The following is a 21542-nucleotide window of genomic DNA, read 5'->3' on the forward strand; positions in this document are numbered from 1 at the left end:
TTTTCACCTAAAAATTTTGGAGCGTTTACCCATCCATATTTTCATTATCCGAAGCATCATCTTTATTTAAAATACGCCCTTCCTGTTTTGGCCGAATTAATGGTGCTGTTGGTCTCGGATGATGTGCATGCGTATATTGCATATCCGCTCCGGCATATACATCATCGGCGGCAATTTCAGTTTCAAAACGCTCATTGTCCAAATCTCGAATTTCTTCGGTAATTCGCTCTACCTCGTCTTCATCTACACCTAGTTCTTGTAAAATAACGCCCCCAAATTTAATGGCAGACTCAAAAGTTTCACGAATCATGTAGTCTACTTTTTGTTTGACTAAATGTAGTGAATGCTCACGATCATATGAACGAACTAATAATTTTGCCAACGGAAATTCATGAGTCACGAGTTCTACAATTCTATTGGTAGTTTCTTTACTATCTACACATACTACAATTGCTTGTGCAGTTGCGGCTCCAGACGCATGTAGAATATCTAAACGGCAACCATCGCCATAATAAATTTTAAAACCAAATCTTTCAGCATTTCGAATCATGTCGGTATTATTATCAATAATGGTGACGTCTACTCCTCTTGCCAACAATAATTGACTGGTTACCTGCCCAAATCGCCCGAAACCGATCATTAAAACATTACCAGTTAAACCCTCGGCAATATTGATGTTTTCTAATGAAACACTCGCCTTAGATTGAGTAAAACGCTTAAAAATAATACCTACAATGGGGGTTAACACCATTGAAAGTACAACAATAGCAGTCAGGTTTGATTTAATAGTACTATCAATGACTTGTTCACTTAATGCGGCAGAGAAAAGTACAAAGGCAAACTCGCCACCTTGAGCCATCAATAAGGCACGATCTAAGGCCTCAGTATGAGAACTCTTAGTTACTCGCGCGACCATATAAATCATGATGGCTTTAGCAAACATGAGAGCAATTACGCTACTTACAATAAGCTGCCAGTTTTGAGCAACCACTGATAAGTCCAGTGACATGCCAACCCCAAGGAAAAAGAGGCCTAACAGGATTCCACGGAAAGGTTCAATATCAGCTTCAATTTGATGCCTAAAGGTAGATTCAGATAGCAACACACCAGCCAAGAAAGCGCCCATTGCCATAGTCAAACCGCTCACTTGCATGAGCAATGCCGCACCCAATACCACCAGCAAAGCGGCAGCGGTCATCACTTCTCTTGCTTTAGCGGCAGCCAAGATTCTAAATAATGGATTAAGTAACCAATGCCCTGCTGCAATCAGACCCGCAATAGCTAATAAACCAATTCCTATATTTTCTAAACGTACCGCTGTGCTTTCGACCACATGATTCGGTGCCATAAAAGCAACAATAGCCAGTAATGGCACTATCAATAAATCTTCAAATAATAAGATGGCTACAATTTTTTGCCCGCGAGGCTGAGTTAAGTCACCACGATCGCCCAGTAGTTGCATCACAATAGCAGTCGATGTTAATACAAACCCTGCTGCGCCGATAAAAGCAACTTGCCACGTAAAACCAAATAGCAAACCTACGCCTGTTAATGCCACAGCACAGCTTATGATTTGTAGTGTTCCTAGCCCAAAAATTTCCCGTCGTAGACTCCATAAATGTGATGGCTGCATTTCAAGACCAATCACAAATAGGTACATCACAATGCCCAACTCGGCAATATGTAAGATTGCGGTAGAATCTTGGAAAAATGCAAAACCGAAAGGGCCAATAATCAGACCCGCAATGAGATAACCTAATACCGAACCTAAACCAATACGTTTAAAAATAGGGACTGCAATTACCGCGGCCGCCAATAAAACTACAGGGGCAATCAAGCTAATTGAATGTGCTTCTGAACTCATATACTACTCATCTTTTGATTTATCTTTTTGTATTTATTTAAATTCTCACCCTCTCCTTACTGTAAATTAAACGTAATTTCCTATATAAAAAAGCACGCCTTTCATTCTTAGTAACTTATAAAAAGTACTTTTTAAATATTATTAGGCACCCTCTACAACTAGTTAAAAAGACCAATAACCTTATATAGATATACAAAAGAATCTAAAGGAATACCTTTAGATTCTTGTCATTATTTTACTTAGCTTTATAGGTAAACTTAATTAAAGCCCCTGGGTTTTCCAATTGGTTTGTAACGGAACCATCATCTTTTTGAACATTACCTTCCGGATCAGTTAAGACATATAAAGTATTCCCTTCAGGATTTGCAATAACATCACGATAGCGATTGTTACTCTTGAACATCGGAATAGCATCATCATAGGTCGTGCTATATGTCTGATCCATCTTAATACGGAAAATAACCCCACGTTTTAAAGATGGAACAAGCAAAGTATTTTCCCAACCTGGAATTGCTTTTTTACCGCCCGTATAAACATAAGCCGAAGATGGAGCTACCGTTGGCCAGCAAATATAAGTCATATCGCCACACATCGGGTCGTTATAGTTATAAGTATCCTGAACGGTAAATAAGGTCTTTAAAGGTGCAATAAAGTTTTTACCAGTCCATTCAGACTCTTTTGTTACTGGAACACCCGCCGCTACTTTTATGCCGTTTTGTCCTAAATCTTTAATTTGAGATTTATTGGTTGCGGCTGAATAGTTTGCATAGGCATAACCACTGTCATCTTTATAGCCTGCTACATTAGGCCAACCGTAGTTCCCCCCCTTAACAACCAAATTAATTTCATCGTCAGAATTTGGGCCTTGCTCAGCTTGTAAGAGCTTACCATTTGGTGCAAATGCCAAACCTTGTGGGTTACGATGACCTAATGTGTAAACATGACTTGTAACACCATTAAAACTTGGGTTATCACGAGGAATACTACCATCCAAATTTAAACGCAGGACTTTACCAGAATAGGCATGGAAGTCTTTATTCTTTAATTCTTGTTGGGTTGGAAGACTTTGGGCATAGTTAGGCTCAAACAAATACGTTAACTGGTTATGGCCTTGGTCACCCAAAGTGTAATAAATCTTATGGTCCGGTCCAATCACTAAACGACCAGCCTGATGGTCTTTAGAAGAAGGTAACCCTGCTAATAAATCAACTGGGTTTTGCAAGGTATCTGTTGATTTATTATAGATGTATCTTCTAATAATTGTCTGATTTGGAGAGTTCTTGTCTGTTGCCTGAGGATTTTTAAAAGTTCCAGAGATATAAATATATGGGTTATTTTTAAAATCAGGATGAAATGCAAAACCTAACAAGCCGTTTTGTGCATGCGGATCATTAATAATACCAGGTACTTGAAATACTGTTTTAACTGCACCTGTTTCTGGATTTACTCGTAAGATTTTGCCTGTCACAAGTTCAGTCAACCAAATCTGGTTATCCGGTCCCCAGACTAAAGCATGAGGTTTATTTAAATTTGATAAAAGAACCTTCTTTTCAAAATTTTCAGTTTTTGCTTTTGCAAATTGCGCTGGAGTTAAGGGAACATCAGCCAATGCATTAGACATTGTAAAAAGCTGGACCGAACCTAAAAAAGCAATGTTTAGTAATAAGTGTTTATTCATAATTTTCACCGTATTCAAAGTTAATGCTTTCGTTTTTAGCACTTTAGTCTGTAGTTAAACTTTCATTATTATGAAATTATCAAAAACCGAATAAAATCCATATTAATGAGACACACTATCTCAAAAATGACTTAATCTTGAGTTGAAGACCAAATCTCATTAAGAACAAATTCACTTGCCTTGAATATTATTCAAAACCGGGTCTTTCATTAATAAGTGTTTCGAACTCCTCCGATAAAAAATCTAATAGTGCTCGAACGCTTGGCAATAGTCCTTTTCGCGAGGGGTAAACTGCATGCATAATACTATTTTTTAATTCCCAATTTGGCATTAAATTAATTAATTCACCACGCTCAATTTCTTTATAAATCAGGGCAAAAGGTAATTGAGCAATCCCAACTCCTCTTAATACCGCATCTCGTACACCAATCATGTCGTTCACAATCAAACGTGGTGTATGTATAACTTTTTCGATTTTACCATTCTCTCGGCTGTATAGTGTCCATATACTTTTTTGTTCCGAGTTACCTAACCCAATTGAAGGATAACCACATAGATCTAATGGGGTTTCGGGCATACCATGTTGCTGGACCAGCTCACAATGCCCCACTATACATTGCGGATTTTTTGCAAAAATCTTCATGACCTGATCGGAATCTTCCAAGGGTGGAAATCTAATTCTTAACGCGATATCTATTCCGTCATTTAACAGGTCAATATTCTTATTGGTTACTTCAAGATGAATATTAACTTGGGGATACAACCTCATAAATTTTGAAATCATATCTGCAATGTGGTCATATAACCATGCAGGCGGGCAACTGACTCTTATTACCCCACAAGGTTCTGCCTGATTTCTTTCAATGACTTGCTGTGCAGCTTCTGCACCTAAAATCATATTTTGACATTGATGATAGTATTCTCGTCCTAACTCGGTTACATCAAATTGACGAGTATTTCTATTGATTAATCTTACCCCTAACCTTTCTTCTAATAATAAAATGCGGCGGCTTAACTTGGATTTTGGAATATCAATTTCGCGACTAGCAGAAGCAAACCCTCCATGTTGTACAACTTTTACAAAATAATAAAGATCATTTAAATCTGTTTTCATGCAATTACCACTGTTTCAATTTTAGGATTCTTTAGCCTAATTTTGTGTAGTTCCGTCCTTTCTCACTTAATTATATAGTTCATAAGTGACCAAACTTATGGCACAAAAATAATATTTGTATTATTTAATTATATTTAATAAAGGTGAAAAAAATGACTAGTGAAAACATCCGTGACCCAAAACAAGATCATCTTTTAACTCCAGAAAACTCTGCTTTTATTGTCATTGATTATCAACCGGTTCAAGTAAACTCCATTGCTTCGATGGATCGTCAACTGTTGATTAATAATATTGTAGGCACGGCAAAAGCTGCCATTGTTTATAATTTGCCAATTATCCATTCAACCGTAAATGTTAAGACTGGTTTAAATAAACCACCGATTCCACAATTAAGTAAAGTTTTGAAAGATTACCCTACCTATGACCGTACAAGTATTAACTCTTGGGAAGATACCGAATTTAAAGAAGCCGTAAAAGCAACAGGCCGTAGAAAACTCATTATGACAGCGCTTTGGACTGAAGCTTGCTTAACATTTCCTGCACTAGACGCCCTAGCTGAAGGATATGAAGTATATGTTGTGGTAGATGCTGTAGGTGGTACTTCTGTTGCAGCGCATGAAGCTGCTTTACGCCGTATTGAACAAGCAGGCGGCAAAATGATCAGTGTTGCTCAGTTATTCTGTGAACTGCAACGTGATTGGAAACGCTCAGAAACTGTACCTCAATTTATGAAATTATTTATTGAGACTGGTGGTACAGCGGGTATCCAATTCTCTTACGACAAAGCTGAATAAAAGTTTTGTATTGTCCCTATTCAAAGGATACACATTAAAATGAGTGCTGTTTATTTAGTAGTGGGACTTCGAGCAAAACCAGAAAAGATTGATCAGGTCAGAAGTGATCTTATTGAAGTGGTAGCTCCATCCCGCAAAGAAAGCGGCTGTATCACTTATGAATTATTCCAAGATCAAAATGATCCTAGTCTATTTATATTTTATGAACATTGGGCTAGTGAAAAAGATCAGGAACATCATCATAATTTTGGACCACATATCCAAAACTTTCAAAAAGAAGGCATGGGTAATGTTGAAAAAATAGAATTTTTTCATCGACTTCAAGCGCTGGCTTAGTATCAATTTAAATTATTAAATTTTTAATCTTTTGTACCTCCTTTTAAGGAGGTACTTTTATTTAAAATAAAGAAAGACCGTCAATTTTTTTATTAAAACCCCTTCGTTAAGAGCTTTTTATTTAGCTTGCATTATTTCCATTTTTATTTATGATTGAGTAATCACTCAATTATTTTATTTGTATATGGCTCGTCCTCGTAGTGAAGATAAACGTAATGCAATTTTAAGCGCTGCTATCGAAACATTGGCAGAGCTTGGCGAGCGTGCGTCTACCTCAAAAATTGCCAAAGTTGCTGGCGTAGCAGAAGGTACTTTATTTACCTATTTTAGTAATAAAGAAGAACTGCTTAACCAATTATATCTTTCACTAAAGGCTGAGTTACGTCAGGTGATGATGCTTAGTTACCCCACTAACGCTGACCTGCAAACACAAATGTCGCACATTTGGCAAAGCTATTTGGACTGGAGTTTAGAAGCTCCCCTTAAACGTAAAGTGATGGCACAGCTTTCAACATCGGAACAAATTACTGAGCAAAGTAAACAAATTGGTATGCAAACCTTTTGTGACCTGACTCAAAACATTCAAGAACGTATTAACGATGGCAAATTAAGAGATTACCCGCCGTTATTTATTGCTTCAATTTTAGGTGCGCTTGCCGAAGTTACACTTAATTTTATTGCCCAAGACCCTTCTCAAGCCGAGCGTTACCGCAAATCTGGTTTTGAAGCATTTTGGCATGCAGTTTCAATATAGATTAAAGTAAGGATGCACGGCGTCCTTATTTTTGAATGGATTAATGAGTGAGTAAATACTCATTTAAATGAATCGAAATAAGCACTTAGTTCAAGTTCTTATTTGCCCATTAGGTTTGTTCCAATAAGGAAAAATAAGATGACTATTTCAAATACAACAGACTTATCTTCTCCCCTAATGCCATCTCAGCAACACAATGGCAAATTTAGAAATACACGTCCAAACCAACACAAGCCTTCTTTTGGCAAAACGCTTCAACTCATGTGGAAGTTTCTATTTAACAAACCCAAGGATACCGTTCCAGACAGAGAAATTCCTGTTCTAAGTTTGTCAAAAGAACAATTATTAAGTGCGCCTGACCGCTCTCTATTTCGTTTGGGCCACTCAACTATTTTACTAAAACTGCAAAATGAGTTTTGGTTAACCGACCCTGTTTTTTCGGAGCGTGCCTCACCTTTTCAATGGATTGGTCCAAAACGTTTTCACCAACCACCGATTAGTATTGCAAACTTACCACCCATTAAAGGCGTGATTTTGTCGCATAACCACTACGACCATCTAGACTACCATGCGGTCATGCAGCTTAACGATAAAGTTGAGCATTTCTTAACACCACTTGGTGTAGGCGACACCCTTATTAAATGGGGAATTCCAGCAGAAAAGGTTCAGCAGCTCGACTGGTGGGACACCACACATGTAGATGGACTCGAACTGGTGGCTACCCCTGCCCATCATTTTTCAGGCCGTGGAATGGGTGATAGCAATGCGACGCTTTGGGCGTCGTGGGTGATTATTGATAATGACTTACGTGTATTTTTTAGCGGTGACACGGGATATTTTGACGGTTTTAAAGAGATTGGGCATCGTTACGGTCCTTTCGATCTGACCATGTTAGAAACTGGTGCTTACGACCCCGAATGGCCCGATGTTCATATGCAACCAGAGCAAACTTTACAAGCTCATATCGATTTAAAAGGACGTCATTTGTTGCCTGTGCACAACGGTACTTTTGACTTGGCACTTCATGCTTGGGACGACCCTTTTGAACGTATCGTCGCTTTGGCTCAACAAAATAATTTAGCGATTAGCACACCGCAAATGGGTGAATTATTGAACTTAGAGGAACCAAATATTGAAAATTATTGGTGGCGTTCGTAAGTTTTCCGATAATTTTTTAAATTATTTATCCTATTAAATTTCAATTTAAAGGTATTTAAATTTAGTTATATACCCTACACATCTAGCCTCAATACCACTTCCAAATAAAACTAGGACAAACTTTGTCTCAGTTTTATTATTGACTTAAAACACAGACTACATTAGTCTGTGTTTATAGTTGATCAATTATGAAATTAAATGGCTTATATCACTAGTAGCGTCGAGTATGCGATTCACTGTCTTCTTTTTCTTGTGAACAATGAAGATAAACCTTTGAGTAGTAAGGATCTTGCTGAATTACAAGGAGTCTCTCCGAGTTTTATGGCCAAGATTTTTCCTAAACTTGAAAAGGCAGGTCTGGTTGTTGCTCAAGAAGGTGTTCGCGGCGGCTATTTACTGGCTCGATCTGCTCACGAAATCAGCTTTTTAGATATCGTGAATGCAATCGAAGCTGAAAAACCGCTTTTTGAGTGTCAAGAAGTTCGCGGTAAATGTGCAGTCTTTAACAATGCCCCACCAGATTGGGCAACCAGTGGTGTGTGTGCCGTACATGCTGTCATGCTACAAGCCGAAAAAGCTATGCGAGACGCATTAGGTGCTCATACACTTGGCGATATTGCAGACCGTTTTGGCCGTTATGCCCCTGACGTATTTTTTAGTGATGTAAATGGTTGGATCAATGAACGCATTGAAGGAAGAACAGCAAAAATGCGGAAAAGTAAAATATCGCGGGATACTCCCGACTAATGAGCTAATAACCCTCAAATACTAAAGTAAAACATCCCTAATCCGTTTTAAACGCCTTCTCAGATTTTTTCGGACAATCAGAGAATGGATTCGCTCACCCTAAATTTTATGATGAGCTGGAACGTGTTGTCCGAAAAATCGATCAAAAGGATAATCCAATGAGTAAGCGTATTATTATTGCTGGTTCTGGCTTTGCAGGTTTATGGGCTGCACTCGCTGCACAAAGAGCAATCCATTTAGCATCACAAGAACAAAACATTGAAGTGATGATGGTTTCCCCTAGTCCAAATGTCGGGATTCGTCCTCGTCTTTATGAAGCTGTGCTTGAAAACATGAACCCTGATATTTCAGAGTTATTAAGCGTGGTTGGGGTTAAATTTCTGGCAGGTTGGGTAAATAAAATTGATGTCAACCAACAAACTATCGAAGTTGCAACCACCGATGGCAACAAGCAAAATTTAAGCTATGACCGTTTTGTTCTGGCAACCGGAAGTACGACTTTTATGCCACCTATACCAGGTCTAAAAGAATATGGATTTAGCGTAAATACATTAGAAGATGCTGAAAAACTGGACCAACATCTTAAAAACTTAGCCCATAAACCTGCAAATGCGGCACGTAACACTGTAGTTGTTGCTGGGGGTGGTCTTACTGGGTTAGAAACCGTGACCGAAATGCCTGAACGTTTGCGTAGCATTTTAGGTGAAACTGATGTCCGTGTGGTTTTGGTTGATTCCTCGACAGACATTGGTGCGGCAATGGGTGACCAAGCTGCGACTGTTATTCGAGAGGCCCTTAACGAACTCGGTGTTGAAGGTAAAGCTGGGCTAAGAGTTACTGCGCTAGATGCCACTGGCGTAACGCTTTCTAACGGCGAAAAAATTGAAACAGAAACCGTGATCTGGACTGCCGGCATGCGGGCTAACCCCCTCACTTCTCAAATTGCTGGTGAAAAAGATAATTTAGGCCGTTTGATTGGGGATGCTTATTTACATGCACCTGAAGCAAAAAACATTTTTGTGACTGGCGATACTGTAAAAGTTCCAACCGATGATTTAGGCAATTTTAATGTGATGTCGTGTCAGCATGCTATGAGCTTAGGCCGTGTGGCGGGTTATAACGCTGCGGCAGAATTGGTTGATTTACCACTTCATCCATACAGCCAACCAAAGTATGTCACTTGTGTTGACTTGGGTCCTTGGGGCGCACTTTATACTGAAGGTTGGGATCGACAAGTTCAATTTGTGCGTGAAGAAGCGAAAAAAATTAAACAGGAAATTAATACTGTTTGGATTTATCCACCAGTTGCAGACCATGAAGCAGTTTTTGCAATAGCAAACCCTGATTTTGTGATTGTTCCTTAAGCTTAATTTTTTACACCAATCCATTTATTTAAAACCCTAAAAGCAAGCCCATCGCTGTTTTGCTTTTAGGGTTTATATTTGAATCATTAAATTATGACTTTTCTAGCTCTTCTATTATCGCTAAAGCTGTCTTTTTAGCTGAAAACGGGTTTTGCCCCGTAATTAACTTACCGTCTTGAACGACATACGGTGCAAAAGGAATAAAAGCCTTTTCATAACGAGCACCATATTCTTTCGCTAACTCTTCGGCATTATATGGCACTTTTTTTGCCACCCCTGCCAAAACTTCTTCACTCCATGCAAAGCCTGTTAACTTTTTGCCTTTTATAAGTCTTTCACCATTTGAAAGTCTGACATTGAGCAAGCCACAGTAGCCATGACAAACACTCGAAACAATACCGCCTTTTTCATAAATATTTTTGGTGATTTCTTGCAGTTCAGGGTTATCTAGAAAATCCCACATTACACCATGACCACCCGTATAGTAGATCACGTCATAGTCTTGCCAATTAATGTCGGAAGGCTTAAAAGTATTTGCCAGCAGCGTAATAAAAGCTTGATCTTTTTCTCGGTCTTTAACAGATTTATCCGCCACCAAAGGCACAAGCGATTTTGGTTCAATTGGAGTTTTTCCACCATTTGGGCTGACAATATCTTGTATATAGCCTTGCTTTTCAAACTCATCATAAGCATGGGTGAGCTCACCTAACCACAGTCCTGTTTGTTGATCTACATCCTTATAGCGTGAAACATTGGTCACGATGTGTAATATACGTTTAGACATTTTCTCACCTCATTCTTCTTTATAGTTCTATCTTTTATCAATCAAAGCATAGAAAGTTGTTACTGAAAACGTGTGCTTGGTAAAGTTATGAACCTTGCTTTTATGTTACTATAAGTCTAAAGTTAGCTTGAATGTCAAGAGAGTATGTGGCTATGAATATTAGCGAGTTATCAAAACTAAGTGGTTTAAGTACCCCTACAATTCGTTATTACGAGCAAATCAAACTCTTACCCAAAGCCAAAAGGAAATCGAATGGCTATCGTGAATATACCGATAACGATTTGAAACAACTTTCTTTAATTCAGCAAGCTCAGCAAGTCGGGTTTTCTTTAGCAGAAATTAAAGCATTTTTGCCCTCGAAAGTTGCTGTTTGGGACCATGATGCCCTTATTCAAACGATTGAAACCAAAATTCAGGAAATAGAGCTTTTAGAACAAAAGCTAAAAATCAGTAAGCAAAACTTACATACCATGATTGATGCAATCAACAACAAACCTGATGAAATTACATGTGAGCAAAATGCAGAACGTCTTATGAATCTGTATTTTGACAAGGTAAAAACACCCTAGTTTTAAGTTCAAAACGAGTTAAGGCTTCTCACATTGAAACTACGATACGTATTGTTATCAACCAAGTAATTCAAGCGATTAAGTAGCATTTCATAAATTTAAAAAACGAATTACAGAATTAATCAGTAATTCGTTTTTTTATATACATGTTATAGAAAAAATCAGCTTATCTTTTGATAGTGAAGACCGATAGCTCCAGAAGCAAACGTTTTATTTTCAATGAGTTTAAGACTGGTCTTTTGCTCAATACCTTGAAATAGTGGCAAGCCACTACCAAGCAGCACGGGCGAAACTGTAATTTTATATTCATCAATTAAACCAAGTTGCATCAGATAGTGCGCGAACCGTGGACTACCCAAAATCACCATATCCTTACCCGGTTGCTGTTTGAGTTTATTAATTTCTTCTTCAACATGGTCTTTTACAAGTCGGGAATTATTCCATTCAACTGTATCTAATGTGGTTGAAAAAACGATTTTCTCTGTCTTTTCAATCCATTCTGCATGATTTCGTTCATGCTCTGAAGCTTCTGGATTTGAAAGCATAGTTGGCCAATAATTATGCATCATCTTGTATGTCGCACGTCCCCAAATTACCGTATCAGCAGAGTTCAAGATTTTATTTGCATGATTTGCCAAATCGGCATCGTAAGCAATCCAACCTATATCCATTGCCCCATTTGGCCCTTCAACAAAACTGTCAAGCGATGCATGTAGAAATAGTATGAGTTTTCTCATTATTCTCATTCCTTTGTTATAAAAAATTTATCGTTTTTAGTATATTCAATTTATATGATTTCTTATGGAGTATTTTGTTTTCTGTTTTTCTTATACTTATGCACTGTATTCTTTTGAAATATTTATAAATTCCCCGAACAAGAATGACTCCTTATTCGGGACGATCTATAAACATGCTGTTTTAATAAAAGCTTTTAATTAATGACCAGCGGACCAGAACCCGGTAACTCGGTCACTAGCTTATAACCCATCAGTTTTGCAGGTGTATATGTACCGCCTTTAACGGTATTGTTGAGTAAATAATTCACCACAGTCAATGACCCATTTACGGTAAGGCTATAAGCGTTTTCCGTTTGGATACGGGCGGTTTTTATTTCCCCACGCGTATTTCTTGCTTCTCCCCAAACATAGGTGGGTACTTTCGCGCGGAGTTCCTCATTTGGTCCAACAACCGTTTTTTCAATACGTGATTTAATAAACTTTTGGACGGCATTGAGTTTTAATACAGGGCGGAAGCAGTTCATCATTTTCGCACCAAAAATCATTTTGGGAGGCGCAGGAACAAATACTTCAATGTTTGGAATACCCGTTGTATAAAACGCTGTAGATACATCTCCCCACGGAACGCTCATAGCACTTTTTTTACCATCACCGAAATCGATAGTACGGACATAATGTGCTAATGGAACAGTGGTAATTTTTCCGTTTTTACGAATTTTGCCGCCTTCGGCCATACCTTCTGTACTTGTTTTTGCCGTACCCGGTGAAAGCCCTGTTTTTGAATCAAAACCAAGCGCCAAATGGGTCGCATCTGGCAGAGCTTCTTTGAGCGCAGCGGCAACGCAATCTGTCGGAATCACATCAAAACCAACACCTGGACAAAGCACAACATCGGCTTTTTCGGCTTGGCTGTTAAGTGACTGTGCCAACTCAAATACTGAGATTTCGCCCGTAATATCTAGATAGTGAGCACCTGCCTTTATACAAGCTTCCATCATGGGTTTCGATGTCGCGGAAAATGGCCCTGCACAGTGCATGATCAGTTTAAAGCCTTTGAGTTGTTCACTTACCGCATCCACGTTATCGAGCCCAAAAGCCTTATAACCAAGCCCCAACTCTTGAGCAAGTGCTTCAACCTTAGCTTTGTTACGACCAGCCAAAGTTGGTTTTAGACCTTGGCGTACAGCTTCACGAGCGATTAACTCGCCCGTGTAGCCATTTGCTCCATAAATTATCCAGTTTGAATCGTTCGCATTTGTCATAACACAACTCACTTATTAAGAAGCAAATAATAGTCACGCATGCCTTTTTTGTATTGGCGAGTACGGCATGACATAGCTGATTGTTGCAAAATTAAAGCCCAAGCTGGTGAAACATTTGGTTTTGTTTTTTTACCTGCGCTTAAATTACGTAACTGGAATTTGACCATAGCCATATTGGCAAGTGAAGCAAGTGTTTTGTTCTTCCAAGTAATTGGTTTTAACTCAGGAGTAAGATTCTGGCCTTGTTTCCAAGCATTTGGCAAATTAGGTTCAATTGCTAGAGCTGTGGCAATACCGACCATATCTACACCACTTTCAATCACTTTCTCTGCCACTTGTTTACGGCGTATCCCACCTGTCACCATAACAGGCATTTTGGCAACTTTACGAATCTCTTGCGCAAATTCTAAAAAGTAAGCTTCACGAGCAAGTGTACGGCCATCACGTGCTTGACCTTGCATTGCAGGTGCTTCATAGCTACCGCCTGAAAGTTCAACCAAATCGACTGCATGCTCATTTAACATTTTAACCACTTGTTGAGCATCTTCAGCGCTAAACCCACCACGTTGGAAATCGGCTGAGTTCAGTTTTACTGCAACAGTAAACTGAGGCGAAACCACTTTACGAACAGCTTCAACAATCTCAATTAAAATGCGAGCGCGGTTTTCTAAAGAACCACCCCATTGATCTTGGCGTTTATTACTCAGTGGAGAAAGAAACTGACTTAATAAATAACCATGTGCTGCATGAATTTCCACACCGGTAAACCCTGCTTTTTCACCTAAACGCGCCGTGTTTGCAAAACGCTGAATCACTTCTGCAATCATAGATTCAGTCATTTCGATTGGCGTGTTGAAGCGATTTGACATTTTGCCAAGATCAAGTGAAATAGCGGATGGTGCCCACGTCTGCTGACCAAGATTGGCTTGCATTTGGCGACCCGGATGGTTAATTTGAAGCCACATCTGAGCACCTTTTGAGCGCCCAATTTGTGCCCATTTTTTAAAAGTATCTAGATGCTTTTCATCTTCAAGCACTACGCCGCCCGGTCCAGTCATTGCTCGGCGGTCTACCATTACATTTCCGGTAATGATTAGACCTACGCCACCATTTGCCCAAGCCTGATATAAACGCATTAATTCTTCTGATGGTGCATGGTTTAAATCAGCCATGTTTTCTTCCATTGCTGCTTTAGCAATACGGTTAGGAACATATGAGCCATTTGGGAATACTAATTTTTCGAACACTTTCATTGGAATGACCTCATTCAGTATGGCTTTACTTTAAGATTAAAGCTAACTTTAATGTCAATACCTTTTATTATTCCCCTATTTAAAGAGTTGTATTCATTAATTTTTTATGTAAAAAAGAGGCCTTCAGATGCCTCTTTTTTTAAAGTTTAAAGCTTTAAACTATTTGCAGATAAAAATTATTTTCAGTTAAAGAAAACTTTATAAATCTTCCAATAATTTCAAAGAAAGCTTTCTCAGCATAGTCAGCTCCTCATCATTCATATGCATTGAACATCGCAACTGATTGGGTAGATCAATCACTTTTTCTTTTATCTCTAAAGCTTTGTCCGTCAATATTACTTTTTTTACCCGCTCATCTTCTTTGATTGATACCCTCTTCAAAAACTCTTTTGCTTCAAGTTTTTGAACCAACGGCGTTAAGGTGCCTGAGTCAAATAAGGTCTTTTCACTGAGTTCTTTTAGGGAAATATCATCTTCTTCGTAAAGAGCTAAAAGAACGATGAACTGAGGGTAAGTTAAATCGAAATCTTTAAGTAATGGACGATACTGCCGCGTAAGTGCATTCGCTACTGAATAAAGCGAAAAACAGAGTTTATCACCTAATATCTTGTTTTCTTTCATATTTAAACCAAAAAATAAAATTATCTAAAAATTATTATAAATAATTCTTGACCATAAGTATCTTGCGTGCAAGTATTATATACACAAGATACTTATTGAACTGAGCTTTCGATAGAACCAGCTTGATCTTGGACGAAAAGCCTTGGCTCAAAGTTGTATTTCAAATTTTTAACTTAAAGTGAGTTTTCACCATGAAAATCGCAACAGCTTTATTAACATCTGCTCTTTTCACTACAGCTGTTTCAGCTGAAGCTATCAATACTCCTACTCCGACTGTGGGTGTACAAGCATTCCTAGACGTACTCAATTCGGGTAACGGTAAACCAATGGAATTAATGACTCCAAACGAAGCTCGTCAAGTTTTAATCGGTGCACAAAAAGGAGCAAAACTTCCGCCAGCACAAGTTTCAGAGAAAACAATTCAAATAAATGGTCAAAGCATTCAACTAAAAATTGTTAAACCAGAAAATGCTAAAGGCGTTCTTCCTGTATTTATGTTCTTCCATGGTGGCGGTTGGGTGTTAGGCGACTTTGCTACTCATGAACGCTTAATTCGTGATTTAGTTCGCGAGTCTGGTGCAGCGGCTGTATATGTTAACTATACGCCTTCCCCAGAAGCTCATTTCCCTGTAGCAATTAATCAGTCATATGAAGCAACCAAATGGGTCGCTAAACATGGTAAAGAAATTGGTGTTGATGGTAGCCGTCTAGCTTTAGTAGGTAATAGCGTTGGCGGCAACATGGTGGCTGCTGTTGCTCTTCAGATTAAACAATCTGGCGGTCCAAAAGTGCGTTACAACGTAATGTTATGGCCTGTTACCAATGCTGGTTTCGACAATGCTTCTTACAATCAGTATGAAAAAGGATACTTCTTGACTAAGAACATGATGAAATGGTTCTGGGACAACTACACAACCAATGCCAATGATCGCAACAATATTTTGGCATCACCACTTCGTGCTACAAGCGAACAGTTAAAAGACTTCCCACCTACATTAATTCAAACAGCTGAATTAGATGTATTACGTGATGAAGGTGAAGCTTTTGGCCGTAACTTAGATAAAGCGGGTGTTCCAGTGACTGTAACTCGTTATAACGGTTTGATTCATGACTATGGTCTTTTAAATCCATTAAGCAACGAACCATCTGTGAAAACTGCGTTATCACAAGCTGGATCTGAACTTCAAAAGCATTTGAAATAATAATTTAGTGCGGTGCTAATTAATGTAAATCTTATAAAGAAAGCATGTCATCATGCTTTCTTTATAATTTACCTGAATCATTAACTTCCTAATCTCTGACTAATCATTTTTCCATTCATCGGTCATTTTTTAAAAAAACTTGACCTTAAACCTAACTTTAATCTTAGCATTCCTAATAGGTAAATATGAGGAGCTTACCGTGTCTAAAGTTTGGAGTTTTCAGCGTTGGTTGATTGCCTTTTTTATGGCTTTTTTATCAGTAAGCTATGCAAATGCATCTGACCAAGTACAAAATCAAGAAATGGCTAAAAGCAAAGGTAAAATTTTAGTCGTTATGACCAATCATTCAGCCTATCCGACTCGTTCAGATAAAACTGGCTTATGGCTTACTGAATTAACTCATTTTTATGATGTCGCTAAAGCTGCTGGCTATGACATGGATTTTGTCAGTCCTCAAGGTGGAGTTGTACCACTTGATGAACGTAGTATGAAGCCTATTTACGTTGATAAATCAGCTCGAAAACTTTTAGCAGATCGTCAGTTTATGTATCGCTTAAACCACACTTTGGCACCAAGTAGTATCGATCCAACACGCTATAAAGCAATTTATTATACGGGTGGACATGGAACAATGTGGGATTTCCCGGATAATAAGGAACTAAAAAATATTAGTGAAACTATTTACCGCCAAGGTGGTATCGTTTCAGCGGTTTGTCATGGCGTGGGAGGCTTATTACCTTTGGTAGGTGAAAATGGTAAACCACTCATTTCAGGTAGAACTGTTACTGGGTTCGCTAATAAAGAAGAAACTTTGTCTGGAATTAAATCTCAAGTTCCATTTTCCTTACAAAATAGCTTAATTAACCATGGCGCTAAATATAAACAAGGCTTTCTTCCATTTACTTCATATGTAGTATCAGATGATAGAATTATTACTGGACAAAACCCTCAATCTAGTAAAGAAATTGCCGAAGCTGTTGTTAAACGGTTAAGCACTCTTAATTAATTTATTAAAATATTTTAAAAAAAGAGAACCAGAATTTTATATTCTGGTTCTCTTTTTTAATTCATAAAAAATCATATCTTTTATTTTTTATATTCTAATTTTCTTTTTAAATAAAGTTTAAAATACTAATAAAAAAGCTTGACCTTCAACCTCACTTTAATCTTAGCATTAATACATGGTCTATAGGAGGAACATTTCAATGTTCAACAAGCTTAATCTCCCTCGAACAGTTACTGCTTTATCCGTAAGTTTATTATTGAGTTTTTCAGCTCAAGCGGTTGAGACTAACTCAAGTTCTGTACAACAACCATCAAACTCAAGCACTTCACAGGAAACAACTGTTGTAGAGTTTGGGCCTTATAAAGTTAATGTTCCAAAAGGCGGCTATTACGATCGTTTTCGTATGAACCCGAATCTAGACGAAGTTGCAAAAGATCCTGCAGCTGGAAATATTGATTATTTCCGTACCATCCCAAAAAAACTTGTAGATACTAGAGTGGGTAAAGTATGGTCTCCGAATTTTTATTACCGTACTAGCAATATCCAACTCTTGATGCTTGCTCCGATTTCTAAAATAAAAGCAAAACTCCCTGCTCCACTTGAACCATTACAACCTATCCCAGGCTATGGTTTGGTTTCATTAACATTCTTCTCTTATGCAGTCGGTGATGTCGACCCATATGATGAAGTTTCGGTTGCTGTGGTTGTACGCCAACCTGGTGCTCATCACTTCAATACCACAGAATTATTGAGTTCAATGCGTAACCATAAATATTATGGCCATGTACTCGCATTACCAGTAAATACAGAAATTGCTCGTGTTCGTGGTGTGTATGGTTACCAATTACCAAAATGGTTAACACCTATTGATATGAAAATTGGCGATAAATCAGTTCAAGCTCATATTTATAATACTGATGGTAAACCTGATTTAAGTGTAGCTGCGCCATTGCCAGAAATTAAAACTGTGAAACCACAATCTCGTATTGAAACAAAAACCATGTATCAATTGGTAGATGGGAAATGGCACAGCACTTCTGTAGAGTCTAATACTTTGGCATTTGGACAAAAGCTTTTTCCAAAGAACGTTCAAGTTGTAAAAAGTGGTGGACCGCTGAGTAAATTACTTGATGAACTAGGAGCTAATAAAGTTCTACGTTTTGATGTAGTGAAAGATGCACAATTGGCATTAAATATGCCTGTTCCATATCCATCACTTGATAAATCGACAGCTAAAAAATAATTTTAAAGAGCCCTTTCTACTTATTATAAGAAGAAAGGGCTACGATTATTTCTACCATATATAATAATATTTTTTATATTTCATTTTATTTATAAAATTCTAGTTAATTTAAATATACTATCTGAAAACAATAAAGTTCTATTCTCTTTTAAATAATATTAGTTAAACCGAATCTTTGAAGATGAATTTTGAGTTAATATACCAAAATCTAAATCTAATAAAGGTATGGCTGTTTCAGGTAAAGCTAAAGCCTCTTTATAAGCAGTCTTTGCTTGAGGCGTTAAATATAAATGAATCTGATTTGGTAAAACCCACAGGAATGGTCAGCCCTGCTTGTACATTACTTGTGAAGAATAATGATGGAATACCGAGACTGAGTGTAGATATTAATTTTTTCATTCGATGCTATAAAATAGTTAAGTACATAAAGCTATTATTGACATAGCCTTATGTTCTGTTTTTAAAGATTTAAATAAAACTTGGTAAACCACGTGCAGGGTCAGTTTCTCTAGCTGCTTGAGCATTTTCAACTGTCAAACCAAGCGCCTTAGCCACACCTTCGCCATAAGCTGGATGACATGCGTAACAGTTACGAATGTGGCGATATTTAATGAAATCAAGAGCATCACCCATTGCGCGTGCAGTATTATCAAATAAAGCCTGTTGTTGCTCAGGAGTCATAAGTTCAAACAAAGCACGAGGTTGACTGAAATAATCGTTGTCATCTTCACGATAATTCCAGAAATCAGCATCCCCATTAATTTTTAACGGTGGTTCTTTGTACTGAGGCTGCTCTTGCCATTGTCCAAAACTATTTGGCTCATAATGTGGAAGACCACCATAATTGGCATCGATGCGTCCTTGACCGTCACGGTGATTACTATGAACTGGGCAACGTGCCGCATTTACAGGTATTTGCTGATAATTCACACCTAAACGATAACGCTGAGCATCTGCATAGTTAAATAAACGGGCTTGCAGCATGCGGTCTGGGGAAGCGCTAATGCCAGGAACCAGATTACTTGGTGCAAAAGCGGATTGTTCAACATCTAAGAAGAAATTTTCAGGGTTTCGATTCAGCTCGAACTCACCCACTTCGATTAATGGATAATCTCCATGAGGCCAGACTTTTGTTAAATCAAATGGATGATATGGAACCTTTTCAGCATCTTGCTCAGGCATTACCTGTACATACAAAGTCCACTTAGGGAAATCTTTTCGTTCAATCGCATCGAATAAATCACGTTGATGACTTTCACGATCATGCCCCACTAATTCACCAGCTTCGGCATCTGTTAAATTTTTAATTCCCTGTTGGGTCCGGAAATGAAATTTCACCCAGAAACGTTCATTCGCACTATTGATGAAACTATAGGTATGGCTACTAAAACCGTGCATATGACGGTAGGAAGCAGGAATACCTCGATCAGACATGACAATAGTGACCTGATGTAAAGCTTCAGGTAATAAAGTCCAGAAATCCCAGTTATTCGTTGCGCTACGCAAGTTAGTTTTAGGATCGCGTTTTACTGCTTTATTTAAATCTGGAAATTTACGTGGATCACGTAAGAAGAACACTGGTGTATTGTTCCCCACCATGTCCCAGTTACCTTCTTCTGTATAAAATTTTAAAGCAAAGCCGCGAATATCACGTTCAGCATCTGCTGCTCCACGTTCACCAGCTACAGTGGTAAATCGGGCAAACATTTCTGTTTTTTTACCAATTTCACTAAAGATTTTAGCGCGGGTATATTGAGTAATATCATGAGTCACCGTGAAAGTGCCGAATGCACCTGAACCTTTTGCATGCATACGACGTTCTGGAATTACTTCACGAACAAAGTTAGCTAATTTCTCGTTTAACCATAAATCTTGAGCAAGTAGAGGCCCTCTTGCACCTGCCGTCATACTATTCTGGTTATCTACAACTGGAGCCCCAAAATCAGTAGTAAGTTGGGAAAAAGGACATTTTTTAGTATCGTCATTCATTAATATGCACCCGAAAAAAATAATCAATCGAATCAATAAAAAGGGCAGTCAATTTTGGCTGCCCTCTTTTTTAAACTTAACTTCTAATAAATGCTAAAAGATCTTTGTTAATTGTTTCTGCTTCTGTAGTTGGCATTCCGTGAGGAAATCCTGGATAACTAATTAAAGTACCGTTTTTAACGAGTTCCGCAGATTTTTTACCTGAAATTTCAAAAGGTACAACCTGATCATCTTCACCATGCAAGATAAGAACAGGAATTTCAATCTTTTTGAGGTCTTCAGTAAAATCTGTTTGAGAGAAAGCAACAATTCCATCGTAATGAGCTTTTGCTCCGCCCATCATGCCCTGACGCCACCAATTTAACACCACAGGTTCTGATACTTTTGCTCCTGGTCGGTTATATCCATAAAATGGACCTGCAGGTACGTCATGATAAAATTGAGAACGATTTTTAAAAAGTTGATTTTGAAGGTCATCAAAAACTTCTTTTGGTAAACCATCCGGATTACTTTCAGTTTTCACCATTAATGGTGGAACGGCACTAATTAAAACAGCTTTAGCAACAGGGTCATTAGGATAACGAGCAACATAATGTGCTACTTCACCACCACCTGTTGAATGCCCTACATGTACCGCACCTTGTACACCTAAATGCTCAACCACAACAGCAACGTCATCTGCATAATGGTCCATATCATGACCATCCCAGACTTGAGTGGAACGACCATGACCACGGCGGTCATGAGCAACTACACGAAAACCTTCTTTAAGAAAAAAAAGCATTTGCGCATCCCAGTCATCTGAACTGAGCGGCCAACCATGGTGGAAGAAAATTACAGGAGCATCGCGAGGGCCCCAATCTTTATAAAAAATATCTACGCCGTCTTTTGTTGTGACATATCCCATTTTTGTTTCTCCTGTGTAAAAGTTACACTATCGATTTACTGTATATGCTCTAATTAATTCGTAATAAGTACATATAAAATTTTCAATCCTACCCTCATGGATAGTCATAACATAGTAAGGTTAAAGTTCACTTTAAGGTCAATAGATTTTAGAGAAAACA

At 38.2% G+C, this 21542-nt stretch carries 20 protein-coding genes; 10 read left to right on the forward strand and 10 right to left on the reverse strand.

Annotated elements, in window-relative coordinates; all coding sequences use genetic code 11:
• Positions 1-25: 25 nt before the first annotated feature.
• The 3 genes from EG365_RS18230 to EG365_RS18240 all read right to left on the reverse strand — a co-directional run bounded on the left by EG365_RS18230 (position 26) and on the right by EG365_RS18240 (position 4656).
• Positions 26-1864 carry a monovalent cation:proton antiporter-2 (CPA2) family protein gene (locus tag EG365_RS18230; RefSeq protein WP_000093483.1) on the reverse strand — a complete coding sequence of 613 codons (1839 nt, stop codon included), beginning with the start codon at positions 1862-1864 and terminating at the stop codon, positions 26-28.
• Between the two features lie 235 nt (positions 1865-2099).
• Positions 2100-3542, reverse strand: a complete 1443-nt coding sequence (locus tag EG365_RS18235) for a glucose/sorbosone family PQQ-dependent dehydrogenase (protein WP_001032872.1) — start codon at positions 3540-3542, stop codon at positions 2100-2102.
• Between the two features lie 187 nt (positions 3543-3729).
• Positions 3730-4656 (reverse strand): LysR substrate-binding domain-containing protein, encoded by a 927-nt coding sequence (locus EG365_RS18240; RefSeq protein WP_000845355.1) that lies wholly within the window; start codon positions 4654-4656, stop codon positions 3730-3732.
• 152 nt (positions 4657-4808) lie between these two features.
• On the opposite strand from EG365_RS18240, the gene EG365_RS18245 reads away from it, so the two are divergent.
• From EG365_RS18245 to EG365_RS18270, 6 genes are all read left to right on the forward strand, one after another.
• Positions 4809-5450, forward strand: a complete 642-nt coding sequence (locus EG365_RS18245) for a hydrolase (protein WP_000200064.1) — start codon at positions 4809-4811, stop codon at positions 5448-5450.
• A 39-nt stretch (positions 5451-5489) separates the two neighbouring features.
• Entirely contained in the window at positions 5490-5786 is a 297-nt protein-coding gene (locus EG365_RS18250) for a putative quinol monooxygenase (RefSeq protein ID WP_001277233.1), read from the forward strand.
• A 184-nt stretch (positions 5787-5970) separates the two neighbouring features.
• Positions 5971-6540 (forward strand): TetR/AcrR family transcriptional regulator, encoded by a 570-nt coding sequence (locus EG365_RS18255; protein ID WP_000113716.1) that lies wholly within the window; start codon positions 5971-5973, stop codon positions 6538-6540.
• A 138-nt stretch (positions 6541-6678) separates the two neighbouring features.
• On the forward strand, positions 6679-7698 hold the full coding sequence (locus tag EG365_RS18260) for an MBL fold metallo-hydrolase (RefSeq protein WP_000155962.1): 1020 nt from the start codon (positions 6679-6681) through the stop codon (positions 7696-7698).
• Between the two features lie 198 nt (positions 7699-7896).
• Positions 7897-8445 carry an RrF2 family transcriptional regulator gene (locus EG365_RS18265; RefSeq protein WP_000323484.1) on the forward strand — a complete coding sequence of 183 codons (549 nt, stop codon included), beginning with the start codon at positions 7897-7899 and terminating at the stop codon, positions 8443-8445.
• 158 nt (positions 8446-8603) lie between these two features.
• Complete coding sequence (locus tag EG365_RS18270) at positions 8604-9809, forward strand: NAD(P)/FAD-dependent oxidoreductase (RefSeq protein ID WP_000044139.1); 1206 nt, start codon at positions 8604-8606, stop codon at positions 9807-9809.
• A 91-nt stretch (positions 9810-9900) separates the two neighbouring features.
• Here EG365_RS18270 and EG365_RS18275 read toward each other — a convergent pair whose 3' ends face one another.
• Positions 9901-10593, reverse strand: a complete 693-nt coding sequence (locus EG365_RS18275) for a type 1 glutamine amidotransferase domain-containing protein (protein WP_000044203.1) — start codon at positions 10591-10593, stop codon at positions 9901-9903.
• Positions 10594-10745: 152 nt separating this feature from the next.
• Here EG365_RS18275 and EG365_RS18280 point away from each other — a divergent pair, with 152 nt between their 5' ends.
• Positions 10746-11162 carry a MerR family transcriptional regulator gene (locus EG365_RS18280; protein ID WP_001026785.1) on the forward strand — a complete coding sequence of 139 codons (417 nt, stop codon included), beginning with the start codon at positions 10746-10748 and terminating at the stop codon, positions 11160-11162.
• A gap of 161 nt (positions 11163-11323) precedes the next feature.
• Here EG365_RS18280 and EG365_RS18285 read toward each other — a convergent pair whose 3' ends face one another.
• The 4 genes from EG365_RS18285 to EG365_RS18300 form a co-directional block, all read right to left on the reverse strand.
• Positions 11324-11899: a dihydrofolate reductase family protein gene (locus EG365_RS18285; protein ID WP_001228602.1), complete on the reverse strand. Its 576-nt coding sequence runs from the start codon at positions 11897-11899 to the stop codon at positions 11324-11326.
• A gap of 194 nt (positions 11900-12093) precedes the next feature.
• Positions 12094-13161, reverse strand: a complete 1068-nt coding sequence (locus tag EG365_RS18290; protein WP_000180173.1) for a saccharopine dehydrogenase family protein — start codon at positions 13159-13161, stop codon at positions 12094-12096.
• 8 nt (positions 13162-13169) lie between these two features.
• Positions 13170-14414 (reverse strand): NADH:flavin oxidoreductase/NADH oxidase family protein, encoded by a 1245-nt coding sequence (locus tag EG365_RS18295; protein ID WP_000862284.1) that lies wholly within the window; start codon positions 14412-14414, stop codon positions 13170-13172.
• A 198-nt stretch (positions 14415-14612) separates the two neighbouring features.
• Entirely contained in the window at positions 14613-15035 is a 423-nt protein-coding gene (locus tag EG365_RS18300; RefSeq protein ID WP_000662197.1) for a MarR family winged helix-turn-helix transcriptional regulator, read from the reverse strand.
• Between the two features lie 191 nt (positions 15036-15226).
• Between EG365_RS18300 and EG365_RS18305 the strand changes: the two genes are divergently transcribed.
• From EG365_RS18305 to EG365_RS18315, 3 genes are all read left to right on the forward strand, one after another.
• Positions 15227-16237 (forward strand): alpha/beta hydrolase, encoded by a 1011-nt coding sequence (locus EG365_RS18305; RefSeq protein WP_000685011.1) that lies wholly within the window; start codon positions 15227-15229, stop codon positions 16235-16237.
• A 199-nt stretch (positions 16238-16436) separates the two neighbouring features.
• Complete coding sequence (locus tag EG365_RS18310; RefSeq protein ID WP_000049441.1) at positions 16437-17243, forward strand: type 1 glutamine amidotransferase domain-containing protein; 807 nt, start codon at positions 16437-16439, stop codon at positions 17241-17243.
• 199 nt (positions 17244-17442) lie between these two features.
• A complete protein-coding gene (locus tag EG365_RS18315) occupies positions 17443-18486 on the forward strand; it encodes a hypothetical protein (protein WP_000482355.1) in 1044 nt (347 codons plus the stop codon).
• Positions 18487-18954: 468 nt separating this feature from the next.
• Here the strand turns inward: EG365_RS18315 and EG365_RS18325 are convergent, their stop codons facing one another.
• Positions 18955-20475, reverse strand: a complete 1521-nt coding sequence (locus EG365_RS18325) for a catalase (protein WP_000997200.1) — start codon at positions 20473-20475, stop codon at positions 18955-18957.
• A 76-nt stretch (positions 20476-20551) separates the two neighbouring features.
• Positions 20552-21382 (reverse strand): alpha/beta fold hydrolase, encoded by an 831-nt coding sequence (locus EG365_RS18330; RefSeq protein WP_000542600.1) that lies wholly within the window; start codon positions 21380-21382, stop codon positions 20552-20554.
• Positions 21383-21542 lie beyond the last annotated feature (160 nt).

Source organism: Acinetobacter sp. FDAARGOS_494, assembly GCF_003812225.1.
In the GTDB taxonomy this organism is placed as follows: domain Bacteria; phylum Pseudomonadota; class Gammaproteobacteria; order Pseudomonadales; family Moraxellaceae; genus Acinetobacter; species Acinetobacter baumannii.